At 68.5% G+C, this 14,750-nt stretch carries 11 protein-coding genes; 3 read left to right on the top strand and 8 right to left on the bottom strand.

Going from position 1 to position 14,750, the window contains the following annotated elements:
* Positions 1 to 112 precede the first annotated feature (112 nt).
* Positions 113 to 310 (top strand): AlpA family transcriptional regulator, encoded by a 198-nt coding sequence (locus OG972_RS01810; protein WP_266977923.1) that lies wholly within the window; start codon positions 113 to 115, stop codon positions 308 to 310.
* A 388-nt stretch (positions 311 to 698) separates the two neighbouring features.
* Entirely contained in the window at positions 699 to 1,277 is a 579-nt protein-coding gene (locus tag OG972_RS01805; protein ID WP_266977922.1) for a hypothetical protein, read from the top strand.
* Positions 1,278 to 2,219: 942 nt separating this feature from the next.
* Here the strand turns inward: OG972_RS01805 and OG972_RS01800 are convergent.
* The 8 genes from OG972_RS01800 to OG972_RS01760 all read right to left on the bottom strand — a co-directional run bounded on the left by OG972_RS01800 (position 2,220) and on the right by OG972_RS01760 (position 11,855).
* On the bottom strand, positions 2,220 to 4,604 hold the full coding sequence (locus OG972_RS01800) for a SpoIIE family protein phosphatase (protein ID WP_266977921.1): 2,385 nt from the start codon (positions 4,602 to 4,604) through the stop codon (positions 2,220 to 2,222).
* A 65-nt stretch (positions 4,605 to 4,669) separates the two neighbouring features.
* Entirely contained in the window at positions 4,670 to 4,795 is a 126-nt protein-coding gene (locus OG972_RS01795) for a hypothetical protein (RefSeq protein WP_266977920.1), read from the bottom strand.
* A 194-nt stretch (positions 4,796 to 4,989) separates the two neighbouring features.
* Entirely contained in the window at positions 4,990 to 5,265 is a 276-nt protein-coding gene (locus tag OG972_RS01790; protein ID WP_266977919.1) for an isoamylase early set domain-containing protein, read from the bottom strand.
* 277 nt (positions 5,266 to 5,542) lie between these two features.
* A complete protein-coding gene (locus tag OG972_RS01785) occupies positions 5,543 to 6,508 on the bottom strand; it encodes a tellurite resistance/C4-dicarboxylate transporter family protein (protein WP_266977918.1) in 966 nt (321 codons plus the stop codon).
* Positions 6,509 to 6,957: 449 nt separating this feature from the next.
* Positions 6,958 to 7,440 (bottom strand): SRPBCC family protein, encoded by a 483-nt coding sequence (locus OG972_RS01780; RefSeq protein ID WP_266977917.1) that lies wholly within the window; start codon positions 7,438 to 7,440, stop codon positions 6,958 to 6,960.
* 420 nt (positions 7,441 to 7,860) lie between these two features.
* Positions 7,861 to 8,766: a bile acid:sodium symporter family protein gene (locus OG972_RS01775; RefSeq protein WP_266977916.1), complete on the bottom strand. Its 906-nt coding sequence runs from the start codon at positions 8,764 to 8,766 to the stop codon at positions 7,861 to 7,863.
* A 170-nt stretch (positions 8,767 to 8,936) separates the two neighbouring features.
* Positions 8,937 to 10,151, bottom strand: a complete 1,215-nt coding sequence (locus OG972_RS01770; RefSeq protein WP_266977915.1) for a CdaR family transcriptional regulator — start codon at positions 10,149 to 10,151, stop codon at positions 8,937 to 8,939.
* 663 nt (positions 10,152 to 10,814) lie between these two features.
* Positions 10,815 to 11,855, bottom strand: a complete 1,041-nt coding sequence (locus OG972_RS01760; RefSeq protein WP_266977914.1) for a formylglycine-generating enzyme family protein — start codon at positions 11,853 to 11,855, stop codon at positions 10,815 to 10,817.
* A gap of 493 nt (positions 11,856 to 12,348) precedes the next feature.
* On the opposite strand from OG972_RS01760, the gene OG972_RS01755 reads away from it, so the two are divergent.
* Positions 12,349 to 14,718: an arylsulfatase gene (locus OG972_RS01755; protein ID WP_323135838.1), complete on the top strand. Its 2,370-nt coding sequence runs from the start codon at positions 12,349 to 12,351 to the stop codon at positions 14,716 to 14,718.
* The last annotated feature ends 32 nt before the right edge of the window (positions 14,719 to 14,750 follow it).

The following is a 14,750-nucleotide window of genomic DNA, read 5'->3' as shown; positions in this document are numbered from 1 at the left end:
GCCGTCGCCGGCCGACGACCGCCGATCATTGCGCGGCGGACACAACGGTGGGTGCGAGTCGCGCGCTGCCGCTTGGGCGGCCGACAAATCTGGAATGCCCGAGGAAACATCAATGGCTCGTCCACCTGCGCTCAAGCTCGCCGAGGTCCTAGCGGAAATCGGGATGAGTCCGTCGGCCTTCTACCGCCTACGCGCTCGCGGTCAGGCACCCCGAATGATCAAGCTGCCCAATGGTGAATTGCGCTGTCGCCGCGCCGACCTGGACGCGTGGTGGGAGGCGTGTGAAAGGGATACGCCTGCATGGCGATGAGTTACAAGGTCCGGTTCTGGGAGATCCGCGAGCGGCCGGATCGGCGCAAGGGATTTGAGGTCCGTTGGACGGTTAGTGGACGTGAGAAGTCCGAGTCCTTCCTCACCGAAGGGCTCGCGGAGAGTCGGCGCTCCGAGCTGATGACCGCCGCTCGCGACGGTGAACCCTTCGACACCCAGTCAGGTCTGCCGGCCTCCGAAATCCGGGCGTTGAAGCAGCGGACCACTTGGTACGTTCTGGCCCGGGAGTACATCGAGCAATGGTGGGACCGCACCCCAGGAAATACGCGCCGCACCCTTGCAGACGCCTTGGCGACTATCACTCCGGCCTCCGTTGAACCAGGGGCCGTCTACCGGGCGCCTCGCCTACTGCGACGCGCGCTGTACTCGTGGGCCTTCAACAGGAATGCCTGGAACGCCGATGCCCGGGGGAGTGGCAGGCCGCCCTGGACTGGCTGCAGCGCCACTCGCTGCCTGTCAGCGAGTTGGAGGAGCCGGACGTACTGCGGCGGGGGCTCGACGCCCTGTGCCGGAAGGTCGACGGGGCGGCTGCCGCCGCCAAGACTGTGAACCGAAAGAGGGCAGCGGTCAACGAGGTGTTCGGAGTAGCCGTCGAACGCGGATACTTCGCACAGAACCCGCTGAACGGCCTTCGCTGGACGGGACTGGAAGTCGCTGACGAAGTCGATCCCGACTGCGTACCGAACCCGGCTCAGGTCGCCCGACTTCTTGCCGCCGTCAAGGCCCTACCGGGCCGTGGCCCTCACCTGTACGCCTTCTTCGGCTGCATGTACTACGCCGCCATGCGTCCGGCGGAGGTCATCCACCTGCAGAAATCTCAGTGCCGCCTGCCAACGAGCGGCTGGGGACTTCTGGACCTGAAGGGTGGTGTGGTGACTGCATGTAAGGAGTGGACGGATGACGGCGCTGGTGGGAGGCGCCGATGGGCGACGCGGAGGGCGACTTAGCGGGACCTTGGCCCGGAAATGCCCCGGAACTGCTGGTCAGAGCTGGGATACCAGTGGGAGATATTGGGAGTAAGGGCGCATCTCGACTTACCGCTCAGTCGTGCGCTGCGGAGGGCGCCTGACGGGCATCTTGCCTGGTCAGGCGCCCTTTTTCTGTGTCTAGAAGAAGCCGAGCTTCTTCGGCGAGTACGACACCAGGAGGTTCTTCGTCTGCTGGTGGTACACGATTCGCACCGCTGTTGACCAGCGAAAACGGCTTCCTTGGTGGTCTTGGGGCGAGACTTGGCCCGGGAATGGCCCGGATCTTGGGGCGACTGAGGGTTCTGGTCGGATGCAACCCAGCCCGGGTAGGGACCGCCCGGCCTGCTCGCCGAAGCCGTGGTCATAATCCGCCCGCTCGCCGCCAGGGCGTTCGGCGACGAGTGCGGAGTGCCACAAGCGCACGACGAAGCGTGCTCCTCGCCGGGAAATACTCCAGCTGTAGATCGCGATCTTGCTGTTGGAGATGAGTGAACGCTGAGTCGCCGGCTTGCGACCACGGGCGGTCCCGCCTCGTCAGATGATGCTTCGGATGATCGTGACGTCGTGACGCGAGCGTCGGCGCCTGGGGAGTCCACTGCGACATGCACCTTGAACTCGCCACGGTCGCCCACCCGGTATGCGGGGCAGTTGCTCAACGTCGCCGACGGCGATGCGGCCGTCCGGCAGTCGTAGTGAGCTGTCGAAGACCGTGGTAAATGCGGGTCGGCTCCTTCGGGATCCTCAGACTGCGGCTGCACGAGACGACGTACCTTGATGGGTCCCGTCTGAGGCCGGACTCGAACCGTCACGTGGGTATCGCAGCCGACTACGGGTGCCTCCGCGAGGGCGAGGGGAAGCCAATCGGTCGCCCCGAGGTGCGGCGCAGCATGGTTCCTTGATCAGGAGTTACGCCGGAGCGATTTACAGTCCCGATGGGAGGGCCTGTTCGGCCCAGATGGTCTTGCCTCGGGCGGTGTAGCGGGTGCCCCAGCGGCGGGTGAGTTGGGCGATGAGGAAGAGGCCGCGGCCGCCCTCGTCGGTTTCGTACGCGTGGCGCAGGTGCGGGGCGGTGCTGCTGTCGTCGGTGACTTCGCAGATGAGGGTGAGGTCGTGGATCAGGCGCAGCTGGATGGGGCCGGTGGCGTAGCGGATGGCGTTGGTGACCAGTTCACTGACGATCAGTTCGGTGGTGAACTCGAGTTCCTGGAGGTCCCAGTGGGTCAGTTGGCGTACGGCCAGGGTGCGGGCGGTGGTGACGAGTGCGGGGTCGTTGGGCAGAGTCCAGGTCGAGACCTGGTCGGCGCCCAGGCTCCGGGTGCGTGCCAGCAGCAGCACTGTGCTCTCCTCGCCGCGGCCTTGGTGTTCTCGGACTATGGCGTCGCAGGTGTCCTTGAGAGACCGGTGGGGGTTGCCGAGGATCCGCCACAGACGGGCCGCCCCCTCGGGTGATTGGTCGGATTGGGCGAGGCTGCTGGTCGACAGGGCGATAGTGCTGCCCACCGGAAGTTCCACCTCGGTGGTCTCGTACGGCGGATGGTCGCTTCCCAGGGGTGGACCGACAGGGACGTCGGGGACCTCGACAGAGCCGTTGGGGTGAACGATCACTGGTGCGGGGTGGCCGGCCCGAGCGAAGGTGCAGCGGCGGGAGATGGGGTCGTAGACCGCATACACGCAGGTGACTCCTGCCAGGTGTGCGCCGGCACAATCGCCATCGGCCAGGTGGGCGTGTTCGCCGGTCGGTCCGGACGCCAGGTCGTGGAGTTGGGCGAGCAGGTCGTCGGGGGTCGGGTCCTGCGCGGCCAGGGTATTGATGGCGGTGCGCAGCCGGCCCATGTCTGCTGCTGCTTGCATGCCGTGCCCGACCAGGTGTCCCACTACCAGGGCCACCCGTGCCCCGGACAGCGGGATGACGTCGAACCAGTCCCCGCTGCCGCGGGTGGACTCGTGGCGCCAGGCCACCTCGACGGCGTTCTGGACGGGGACGGTCTGTGGGAGCAGGCTGCGTTGCAGGGTGAGGGCGGCGTTACGCTCGCGGGTGTACTGGCGGGCGTTGTCCAGGCACACGGCCGCCCGGGCACCGATTTCGACGGCGAGGGCGAGGTCGTCCTCTTCGAACGGGTCGGGTGTCTGCGTTCGGTAGAAGCTGGCCAGGCCGAGCACCACCCCGCGGGCGGTGAGCGGTACCACCATCGTCGAATGCGCGCCGGCCCGGCGCAGCAGCTCTGCGCGACGGGGGTCGTGGACGATCCACTCGTGGTCGACCTGTAGTTCACGAATCAGACGGGGTTGCAGGTCGGCCAGGCACGCGGTGAAGGACGGCGGGTAGCCGGGGATCACCTCGCCGGGACTGTAGGCGGGCGTCGCGTCCAGCCCTGCGGCGGCACGGAAGCCGGCCCGCCGCAGCAGCGCCTCGGAGCTCACCGGGCCGGGCGGCGGTGCCTCGCCCTCGAGTACGTCGTCGAGGACCTCCACCGCCGCGATGTCGGCAAGGGCCGGTGCCGCGACCTCGGCCAGTTCCTCGGCCGTTGTCATCACGTCCAGCGTCGTGCCTATCCGTGTGCCCGCCTCCACCAGCAGATTCAAACGGGCCTGTGCCTGTTGCCGCTCGGTCACGTCCTGTGAGGCGACGACCACCCCGTGGATGGTGCCGGTCGGGTCCTTCAGGGGCAGGAAGCTCACGTCGTAGGCGTGATCGTGGTCGGGGTCGGCCGGAGGGCGGCCGACGTGGCCGAAGGTCATCGGCCGGCCCGTCTCCACCACCGACCGGAGTCTGCGCTCCGTTTCGTCGTCGACCATGCCCGGAGCCACTTCGCGAGCGCGGCGCCCGATGGCCTCGTGGCTCACCGCCCCCCGCAGTCCCGGCCCGGCAAGGTTCAGCCGGACGAACCGCAGTTCGGGGTCCAGGACCTGCACCCCGAGGGGGGACTCGGTCAGCAGCGCTGTGAGCAGCGCCGCGTCGACCATCTCGGCATCGGTTCCCTCTGCTGGGTCGAGCAGTACGCACCAGCGCACGGCCGCGCCCTCGCCCGGCAGGGCAGACACACTGGCGCGGATATCGAGCCGGTGTCCGTCCCGGTGCCGTGCGGTCACAGTCGCTCCCGCTGTTGCGGCTGGGGAGGCCGGCTGCTCTCGGGCCAGCAGCCTCGCCACCGGGCGGCCCAGAACCTCCTCCGCCGGATACCCGAGCAGCTCCCGTGCCGCCTGATTCCACTCAGCAATCAGGCCCTGCTCATCCAGCACCAACCGAGCGCCGCGGTCAGTGTCCGGCCCGCCTCGGCGCGCTGTGGTGTCCTTCCGTGCGTTCATGGTCGACTCCATCCAGGCGTCTCCCGCTCGCTGCCCTGGAGTGATCGGGCCCCACAGAACCAGTGTCACGGCAGACGGGCCCGTTTGGGCCGGCACCTCCCCAGCAGCAGATCGAACGGGCCGGCAGGTGTGGTGGGGATGGCGAGCACCTGCAGCTGCTGCGCCAGTTTCCGGAGCTGCTGCTGGTCCATACATGTCGAGCCTGCCCGTGGGACCACCGCCCGACGGCGGTCGACGCTGGGGCAAATACTGTTCTCTTCGCCCGAGCAGCAGCAACGTGCTTCAGTCCAGGGTTGCTGCACACCGTCTGGTGCTGTGCCGGGACAGTGCGGCTGGTGCCTTCAGTACCCGCGGGTTCATGGGAACCGCCCTCACGCGGGTGCAATCAGGTCTGTACGTAGTTGTTGGTGCCGTCGTGCCCGTCCGCGCCTTCCTCGTCGAACCAGTAGTCGCCGTGGCCGAGGTAGCGGAAGCCGAAGCGTGTGGCCCTGGGTAGTGAGACAGTCACGGCCCGAGTGCCGTCGGGTCGGCGAGTCAAGGGGTGTGCCCCCGGGCGCCAATCGTTGAAGTCGCCGACCACACTCACTTCCTGGGAGGGGTGGTCAGGCGAAAGGACGAAGGTGATCTCGGTCCGGTTCTTGTGTCGGGTGCGCTGCAGCATGACCATCCTCGTCTCTGGTCCGAATGTTGTACCGATCCTGGCGCGTAAGGCGGCCACGTGCCCGGTCGGATGAGCCGTTCAGGCGTGTGTCGGAGCTGACTTGCCGGACCACCCCTCACACCGGTGCACCACCCCGTCGGGCGCGGCCAAGAGCGGCAGGGCATCGTGGACAACCGCGCCGGCCAGCAGAAGCGCGGGCGTGGCACCAGACGAACAGAGTGTGTACCGCCGCTCCAGGGGTGCCCAGACAGACCCCCTGCCGCCGTCCCGGCACAGGTCACCGGGAGTACGCGGCCAAGTGCCGGATCAGTCCGACCAGTGTGAGCACCCAGGCGGCGACGGCGATCCAGAGCAGTACCTGGCCCGGCGTCCGCAGCCAGCCGACGGCCGCGGCGTCAGTGACGGCGACGGACAGGGTGGCGACGGCCGTCGTGCCCATCGGGAAGACCGTCGCCCAGCGCCCCATGTCGTAGTGCGGACGCAGCCAGCGCACCTCGGCAAAGCCGAGGACGGCGTACCAGCACACGGACAGCGCGAGCATGGCCAGCATGAGCGGACGCAGCGCGTCGTGCAGAGCGGTGCTGCGCCAGGCGGGCACGGCCAGCAATTTCGCCCCGGCGAGCGCGGAGATCGCCAGCGTCCCGCCCGCCACCCACTGGTCGCCCGTGCCGGACCGCACCTGGCCGCGATCGAAGCGGAGGCAGGCGAGCGCGTAGAGCGCCAGCCCGAGCACGAAGCAGCCCAGTGTCGGCCAGGCGAGCCACCCGGACGGCAGCGATACGACCAGCGTTCCGCTCAGCACGGCCAGGCCCTGCGTCGCCACACACACCAGGAACACCGTGCCCGGCAAGTGCCGCCGCCAGTGCCGCAGCACCGACGTCAGTAGCACCGGCCAGATCAGTACCGCGACGACCAGCGCGGCGACGGCGAGACCCGACCATCCCTGTAGTGCGACCCAGGTCCCGAGGATGGTCGTCGCGGCCACTGCGGTCAGCGCGGCCGGCGTTTCCGCCTCGGCCTTCCACCGGTCCCGATCGCGCAGCAGCTGCCGCGCGAAGTCGACGGCGAGCGCGAGCCACGCGATGGAGGCGAGGACGAGCAGGATCCATGAGAGCGCTTCCTGTCCGACCAGGTGCAGCCCGATGGAGATGATCCCGGTCGCCATCACCGCTGTTCCTGCTCCCGGGGGCAGCTCCACCCACCAGCCGGCTAGCCCGCCCTCGGACGGCGCACTATCACCCATCCCCCCACACTGTGCAGCAGTGGAGCGAGCTGCAACTGCAACGCGCTGCCCGACGGGCGAGCGGGCGTCAGTCCAGCGGACGTCGCCGCGACGGCCCACAACGGCGCAAGGTCGGGGTTGTCGCGCAGCCCGAGAAACGTGCCACATCCGTGCCAGTTGGACCGGACAGCAGCGGTCAACGCCGGGCACGACGGGACGCCTCCCACCCCAATGGCTAGTCACGTCATTGCTGGTCAGAACCCCAAGAAGGGTCTAACGGCTCGTGATTCCCGAGATCGGGTCGTTGCTCGTTGGGGCTCGATGGTGACGGCAGTAGCTGTCGGCAACGTAGGCGCACGAGAGCATTCGCCAATACACGTCCGTGCGTTGGGCGTGGCGAACAGTTAGGGCGGCAGGGGCGTGCGGCCCGTTGTGGACGCACGCCCCTCTGGCGCAAGTGGCAGCGGCTATCAGGTGGGCTGGTGCTCCTCCTCCAGCGTCTCCTTGAGGCGCTGGAGGGTGACCTTCATGGTCTGGCGGTTGTGGGTGGCCCGGTCGCGGATGCCGCTGACCCTGGGGCTGATGAAGTGCATGAACCAGCCGCGCTGGTCGGTCCAGGTCTCGGTGACCTTGGTCGCCTGGCCGAAGTCGAGCGGCTCGAACCGGTAGGTCCAGATCGCGACCCGCAGCCCTACCCCACGGGCGAGGAAGGCGAACCGCTCGCCTGGCTCCGCTGCCATCACGGTGCACTGGGTCGACCAGGGGCGCTTGGCGGAGCGGTTGTGGCCGGTGAACTTCATCCCGGGCCGGACCTCCTGCAGGCCGTCGCCCTTGACGTCGGCGCCGATGCATTCGGGGCTCCAGCGGCCCATGTCGGCCACGTCCGTCACCGCTGTGTACACGACGCTCGGCGGTACAGCGATCTCTATGGATTCGGAGACGTGCGTTTCCATCGGCAGCCCTTCTCGAAGTCATTTTCGAGCCAACGACAAGGTTCCTCGCGCATCGCGCTCAGGGCAGTCATCGGCAGATTCAGTTACACCCCCGCAGCCAGTGCGCCGACTGCCGTCAGAACGGCGCGAGCCGCGGCCTCGGCGAATGCCTCACAGTAGGCGGTCAGGGAACGGCAGCATCGGTCATTGGTCGGCAGGTGCCGGCGGCCGGGCGCGGGGCTGTTGTTGTAGGCCATCCGGGCCGGCGCTGACGCCCTGGCATGGTGGCCGCACCTGACCGCGTGCGGCACAGTCGGCGCGGCCTGAATCTCGATCAGCGCGTGGAACCGCTCGGCAATGGGGAGTGTGAAGGTGCGCTTCGGCAGGGCCACGCACACCGTGTGTCTCCGCGGGCGTTTCGGTTCCGCTCGGTGCAGCATCTCAGGGGTAAGTGTCGGCCGCCGAGGCGGACTTGACGGCCGACGGCCTTGAGCTGCCGCGGGTGATCAGCCAGCCGACAGCGGCGGTGCAAGGGAACATCGCCAATCCGTAGACCGCTGCGGGAACAGCGAGCGGGACGCTGTTCAGGACGCCGACGGCGATGGTGATGGCGAGGGCCGCGTTGTGCGCTCCGATCTCGAAGGCGGCCGCGACGGCTTGGCCGGGCTCCACCCCCATCGCTTGCGGCACGACGAAGCCGAGCGTCAGACTGGCCAGGCAGAAGATCAACGCCACCACGCCGACCGAGGTGACGTAGCCGAGGACGTGGGCTCGCTCGTTGTACGCGGTGCCGAGGACGGCCAGGGCCAGCACCAGGGCCGAGGCGATCCGCACAGGACGGTCCATGCGGTCGGCGAAGGCGGGGCTGGACCAACGCAGGATCATGCCGATCCCGACGGGAACCAGCACGATCACGAACACTTGGAGCATCTTTCCGAATTGCAGCGTGAGCTGCCCCGCACCGAGGTCGGGTGCGAAGTACGCCAGCGCGAAGTTGGTCACCAGCGGGACGGTCACCACGGCGATCACCGAGTTGATGGCGGTGAGCGTGATGTTGAGGGCAACGTCGCCGTGGAACAGGTGGCTGAACAGGTTGGCGACGGTGCCTCCCGGAGAAGCCGCGAGCAGCATCATCCCGACCGCCAGCACTGGGGGGAGGTCAAACGCCACGACCAGCCCGAAGCACAGTGCGGGCAGGACGAGCAGCTGCAGCGTGAGCGCCACCGCCACCGCGCGCGGCTGGCGGGCGGTGCGGGCGAAGTCGTCGACGGTCAAAGACAGTCCGAGGCCGAGCATGACGACCGCAAGGGCTGCCGGCAGGAAGACAGAGGCGATCACTGAGTCCATGGGTCACGGTTCTAGGTGGCGAGTCGGGAGGTGTTGCACGAGGAAGACCCGGCCGGCCAGTCCGGGTCTTGTCGTACCCGCAACGGTGCCAGCGCCGACGTCACGTGCGCTCGTGCCTCCGTCCGAAACAGACACTGTCCATTGGCCGCTGGAACAACTCGGGGTGCGGATCAGGTCGCGTCGGAAGGAGCACCGAAGAGCGAGACCCATCGCAGTGCGAGCTCGACTTGAGTCGAGCGCTGCGACAGCGGGTGCCCGAGCAACTCCTCGGCCCGGGCGATGCGGTAGCGCACCGTGTTCTTGTGCACGAACAGCTGTTCGGCCGTCGCCTCAATGCTCAAGGTTGTCAGGTATGCCAGGACGGTCTCGCGGAGCAGTGCGAGGTTCTTGTCGGCACCGCAGAGTGGACCGACCTCCCGGGCCACCACCCGTCGCATCAGCGTTTCCTGTGCTGAAACGAGGATGAGCAACTCCTCCTCGTCAAAGCGCACCAGGGCTCGACCGTGTGCAGCCTTGAGGGCCAGGCTCTCGGCGGCACGGGCTTCCGCGTGGCTCGTTCGGAAACCCTGGATCCCCGGACCAGGCCGGCCGATCGCCGCCTGCATGCCGGCTTGCTGGAGTGCCGACGCGAGGCCGGGGAGCTGGGCGAGGTCCGGCTCGTGGGGCGTGGCGACCCAGCACCAGAGGTCGCGGCTGCCGGCGACCATCGTCAGTGGTCGTGAGGCGCCGAGCGCCTGGGCGACGGCATTCGCGACGTCCAGCATGGCCTCGGTCGTGGACGAGCCGGCCTCGGGCGCCCAGACGACGTAGGCCGTCTGCCAGTGCGACAGGGGGTGGTCCAGTTGGCGCGTTGCATCGTCCGCACTGGGCGGCGCGTCACCGAGCAGCGCTTCGATGGTCTCGGCGCGGCGTACGGCGGCGTCGTCGCGCAGTCGCCGACGCTCCTCGTAGTACGTCTCGATCAGGCTTTCCACGGCGTCGGCCATCCACTGCCCGCCGAGACCCCAAAGGAAGACGAGGATCTCGTCACGCGCGGGAGCGTCTTCGCTCGCCCCGTCGATGATCTCGGTGAGGAACTGGAAGACGCTCTGCTGGGCGACCCGGTACACCTTCAACAGGATCCCGAGGTCCAAGCCGCGCCGGGCCAGGGACCGGGCCAGGTCGGCGCCCTGGCCGGGCCGCACGAGGCGGTGGTCCTCGCTGAGGCTCGCAACGAACTCGCGCCACTCCGCGCGGGTGCTGCGGTGCAAGTCCTGGACGAGGATGGGATCGTCGGCGATCTCGGGGATCTGCTTGGTGATGACGGCGTCGACCTGCTCTGTGAAGGAGTCCACCAGGGCGTCCTGCGCGGCCATCTTGCTGAAGTCCTGTGCCCAGGCAGTCAACGCTTCCGACCGGTTCTCCGACAATTCGACGCCTCTGACTCTCGCTGTGACGGTGGGTGGCCACGCTTCTTGGGCGTCCGAACAATGCTGCACTCCGCCGCTGCGATCTCAGCCGGCCTGCGCCTTGAAGTGATCGATGAGCGCGTTGAACTCGCTGGTCGGCGAGAATTCCGCGTACTCAGCGTCCTCGAGCGCATGCGGCGTGTGTCCCGGCGCCCAATAGAAGGCCGGTCCCGCCTCGTAGACCTCGTCGCCGTCCCTGGTCCTCGACGCGACCCGCCCTTTTTGAATGTACCCCCGGTGAGGACACTGACAAAGATCGTCGGGCTGTCCGATCAGCGCTCAACCCAGGTCCGCCCCGCGGCCGGCAGCCGAACGAATGCCGCCGTCATGGCGTTGCCGATCTCCTGCATGCGGAATTCGATGCCGTCACTCTCGATCTCGATTGGTGCCTCTTCGCGCGTAAGCGCCGCTGGTGTCGTCAGGCCGACAACGGTGCCAGAGCCGACGTGACCTGCGCTTGTACGGCAGTCCGAAATCCGGCCGGCCCGTTGGCCTCTGAAACAACTGCGCGGTGCGAATCAGCGTCTCGGCCTGAGGGTGGACGTTCATCTGGCAGGACGCCGTGCAGGACGCCGTCAGGTCTTCCCGATCATGCAAGCGTCACAGATCAAGCTCATTCATGACACTCCCTTGTCGAGCGGGAAAGTCTGCAGGGCGGACGATGCAGCGGAAGCCCAGGTGGCACGTGGAGGTGTCTATCGGCTGGGGCAGTCGTGCGGAGGGTCGGTAGCGGCGGCAGTAGTTCGGCGCGCACAGGTGCGAGCCGCCCTTCATCACCTTGCGGGGGATGCGCAGGTGGGGTTGGCCGGGTTCGGCGCTGTCCGCCTCCTCGCCGCCGGCCGGGTTGACGCGTGGCCGTGGTGTTCCGCAGCAGGTCGGCGTGTTGGTCGCGAGGCGCCGGTGATCGGCGTACCAGTCGGACGTCCATTCCCACACGTTGCCGATCATGTCGTACAGGCCGTAGGCGTTGGCCGGGAACGCCCCGACCGGTGAGGTGCCGGTGTAGCCGTCCAGCTCCAGGTTCTCGTGCGGGAACTCGCCCTGCCAGGTGTTGGCCAGGTACCGGCCGCCCGGGTTGAGCTCGTCGCCCCAGGCGAACTCGCTGTCGGGGAGGCCGCCGCGCGCGGCGTATTCCCACTCGGCCTCGGTGGGGATCTGCTTGCCGGCCCACTGCGCGTAGGCGAGCGCATCCTCCCATGCCACGTGGGTGACCGGATGATCGAGGCGGTCGTGCAGCGACGTCTCCGGCCCACCCGGGTGCCGCCAGTTCGCGCCGGGCACGTAGGACCACCACTGATACGGGTACCGCAGGTCCACCGGATGCGAAGGCGGCGTGAACACCGCCGAAGCCGGCGCCAGCGCGGCCGGGTCGGCGCCCGGATACATCGACGGGTCCGCAGGGCGCTCGGCGATCGTCCGGTACCCGGTGGCCTCGACGAAGGCCCGGAACTGAGCGTTGGTGACCGGATGCGGGTCGATCCAGAAACCGTCGACGCTTACGGCGTGGGCCGGTGCCTCCTCGGGGTAGTGGTGGTCCGACCCCATGGTGAACCGGCCACCGGGAATCCACACCATGTCGTCAGTCTGCTGCTGCGGGGCGTGGCCCGGGGGAGTCGTGGTCGCGGTGGGCACTTCACTCATCGGTATTACCTAGCTGTGCGGGACTTGCGGAGTACGAGGATCGGGCCGTCGCCTGACTTTTCTGCCATCGGCAGGCGGCGGTGCCGAGCCGCCGGGCTTAGTTGGCGATGTGCGACGTGACCGTTACTGCGGTCACATGCGGACCCTCTAGATGCATTACTTCGAGTTCCGTTAAAGTCCCATCCACGCCAGGAGTCGTCAAGACCCCGCAGGTCGCGGCAGCTATGATCCGCCACGGCTGCGTTGCACTCACCACCGAACTGGCAGCCGCGCTGCGGCCGTGACCTCCCCACCGCCCGGTTCCTCATCGGACGGCGCACACCACACCACCCGTACCCGGGACATGAGCCCCTCGCTCGGCCCGCCTCGTCTGGCGGCACGCCGGGAGCCGCCGTGTCCCTGCTCACCCACCACCACGGTGCCGGAGCCGGGGACTACACGCCCGGACAGTCGGCGCCGTCGCCTCATCCACCCCCGGAACAGGAGGGGCCCCGTGCCCTCGCAAGACGATCTCCCTCGCACCGCCCTGCCCATGCCCGACCGGCCCCGGCCCGGGCTGACCACGTATGACGCCCGGGATCCGGAGACGTCGTTTGCACCGATCACGCCGTTGCGGCCGCCGGCGGGCGCGCCGAACGTGCTGGTGATCCTGCTCGACGATGTGGGCTTCGGCGCCTCCAGCGTGTTCGGCGGCCCGATCGACACCCCCGCGGCGCAGCGGCTGGCCGACGGCGGGCTGCGCTACAACCGGTTCCACACCACCGCGCTGTGCTCGCCGACCCGGCAGGCGTTGCTGACCGGCCGCAACCACCACTCGGTCGGCATGGGCGCCATCACCGAACTGGCCACCTCCGCGCCCGGATACAACACGATGCGGCCCAACACCAAGGCGCCGCTGGCCGAGACGCTGCGGCTCAACGGCTACGCCACCGCGCAGTTCGGCAAGTGCCACGAGGTGCCGGTGTGGGAGACCAGCCCGGCCGGCCCGTTCGACCGCTGGCCGACCGGCAGCGGCTTCGAGTACTTCTACGGGTTCGTCGGCGGGGAGACCAACCAGTACTACCCCGCGCTGTACGAGGGCACCACCCCGGTGGAGCCCGCGCGCACCCCGGAGGAGGGCTACCACCTGACCAAGGATCTGGCCGACCGCAGCGTGGACTGGATCCGCCGCCAGCACGCGCTGCAGCCCGACCGGCCGTTCTTCCTGTACTTCGCGCCCGGCGCGACCCACGCCCCGCACCATGCCCCCAAGGAGTGGTCCGACCGGTACGCGGGCCGTTTCGACGCGGGCTGGGACGCGCTGCGCGAGGAGATCTTCGAGCGGCAGAAGCAGCTCGGCGTGATCCCGGCCGACGCCGAACTGACCGCGTTCAACCCGGAGATCCCGCACTGGGACGAGATGCCCGAGGACCTCAAGCCGGTGCTGACCCGTCAGATGGAGGTGTACGCCGGGTTCCTGGCCCACACCGACGCCCAGATCGGGCGACTGGTGCAGACCCTCGACGATCTGGAACTGCTCGACGACACGCTGATCTACTACATCATCGGCGACAACGGCGCCTCGGCCGAGGGCACCCATCACGGCAGCTTCAACGAGACGATCAACTTCAACGGCCTCAGTGCACTGGAGTCGACGGAGTTCCTGCGCGCCAAGATGGACGAGTTCGGCACCCCCAGCGCCTACAACCACTACGCGGTCGGCTGGGCGCACGCGATGTGCACGCCCTACCAGTGGACCAAGCAGGCGGCCTCGCACTGGGGCGGCACCCGCAACGGCACCATCGTGCACTGGCCCGCCCGCATCACCGCCTCCGGCGAGGTTCGCGACCAGTTCTCCCACGTCATCGACGTCGCGCCGACCATCCTGGAGGCGGCCGGGCTGCCCGAGCCCACCACGGTGCACGGGGTCACCCAGGCCCCCATCGAGGGCGTGAGCATGGGCTACTCCTTCGACGATGCCGGCGAGCCCGAGCGGCACCAGACGCAGTACTTCGAGATCGGCGGCAATCGCGGTATCTACCACCGTGGCTGGACCGCGGTCACCAAGCACCGCACCCCCTGGGAGCTGCTGGGAGCGCAGTTGGTGGCCTTCGACGACGACGTGTGGGAGCTGTACGGCCCCGACGACTGGACGCAGTCCCGCAATCTGGCAGCCGAGCAGCCCGAGATGCTCCACAAGCTGCAGCGGCTGTGGCTCATCGAGGCGACCAAGCACGGAGTGCTGCCGCTGGACGACCGGGCCGCCGAGCGGTTCAACCCCGACCTGGCCGGCCGGCCGCAGCTCGTCCGCGGGAACACCCAGGTGCTCTTCCCGGGCATGGGGCACCTCAACGAGAGCTCGGTCATCAACATCAAGAACAGGAGCCACGCCGTTACCGCGCAGGTCGTGGTCCCCGAGGATGGCGCTGAGGGCGTCATCCTGTCCCAGGGCGGTCTGGCCGGCGGCTGGAGCCTCTACGTCCGCGACGGCCGACTGCGCTACTGCTACAACCTGGTGGGTCTGCAGCACTTCTACGTCGGCTCGCAGGACAAGCTTCCGGCCGGCGAGCACCAGGTGCGGATGGAGTTCGACTACGACGGCCCCGGGCTGGCCAAGGGCGGCACCGTCACGCTCCACGTCGACGGTGCCGAGGTGGGCCGCGGGCAGCTGCCGGTGACCCAGGCGTTGGTGTTCTCCCTGGACGAGACGACCCACGTGGGCCGCGAGTCGGGCTCGCCCGTCACGCCGGAGTACCCGGCGCGCGGCAACGACTTCACCGGCCAGATCCGGTGGGTGCAGATAGACGTGGACGCTGCCGCGGACAACCCCGAGCACCTGATCCCGGTCGAGGAGCGCTGGCGGATCGCCATGTCCCGGCAGTGACGGGCCGGCCGTGCGGTGCCGGTGGGCAGGCC

This window comes from Streptomyces sp. NBC_01669, assembly GCF_026339735.1.
In the GTDB taxonomy this organism is placed as follows: domain Bacteria; phylum Actinomycetota; class Actinomycetes; order Streptomycetales; family Streptomycetaceae; genus Streptomyces; species Streptomyces yanii.
Note: the sequence above shows the minus strand (reverse complement) of the source record. Positions and strands in the feature narration are given on the sequence as shown.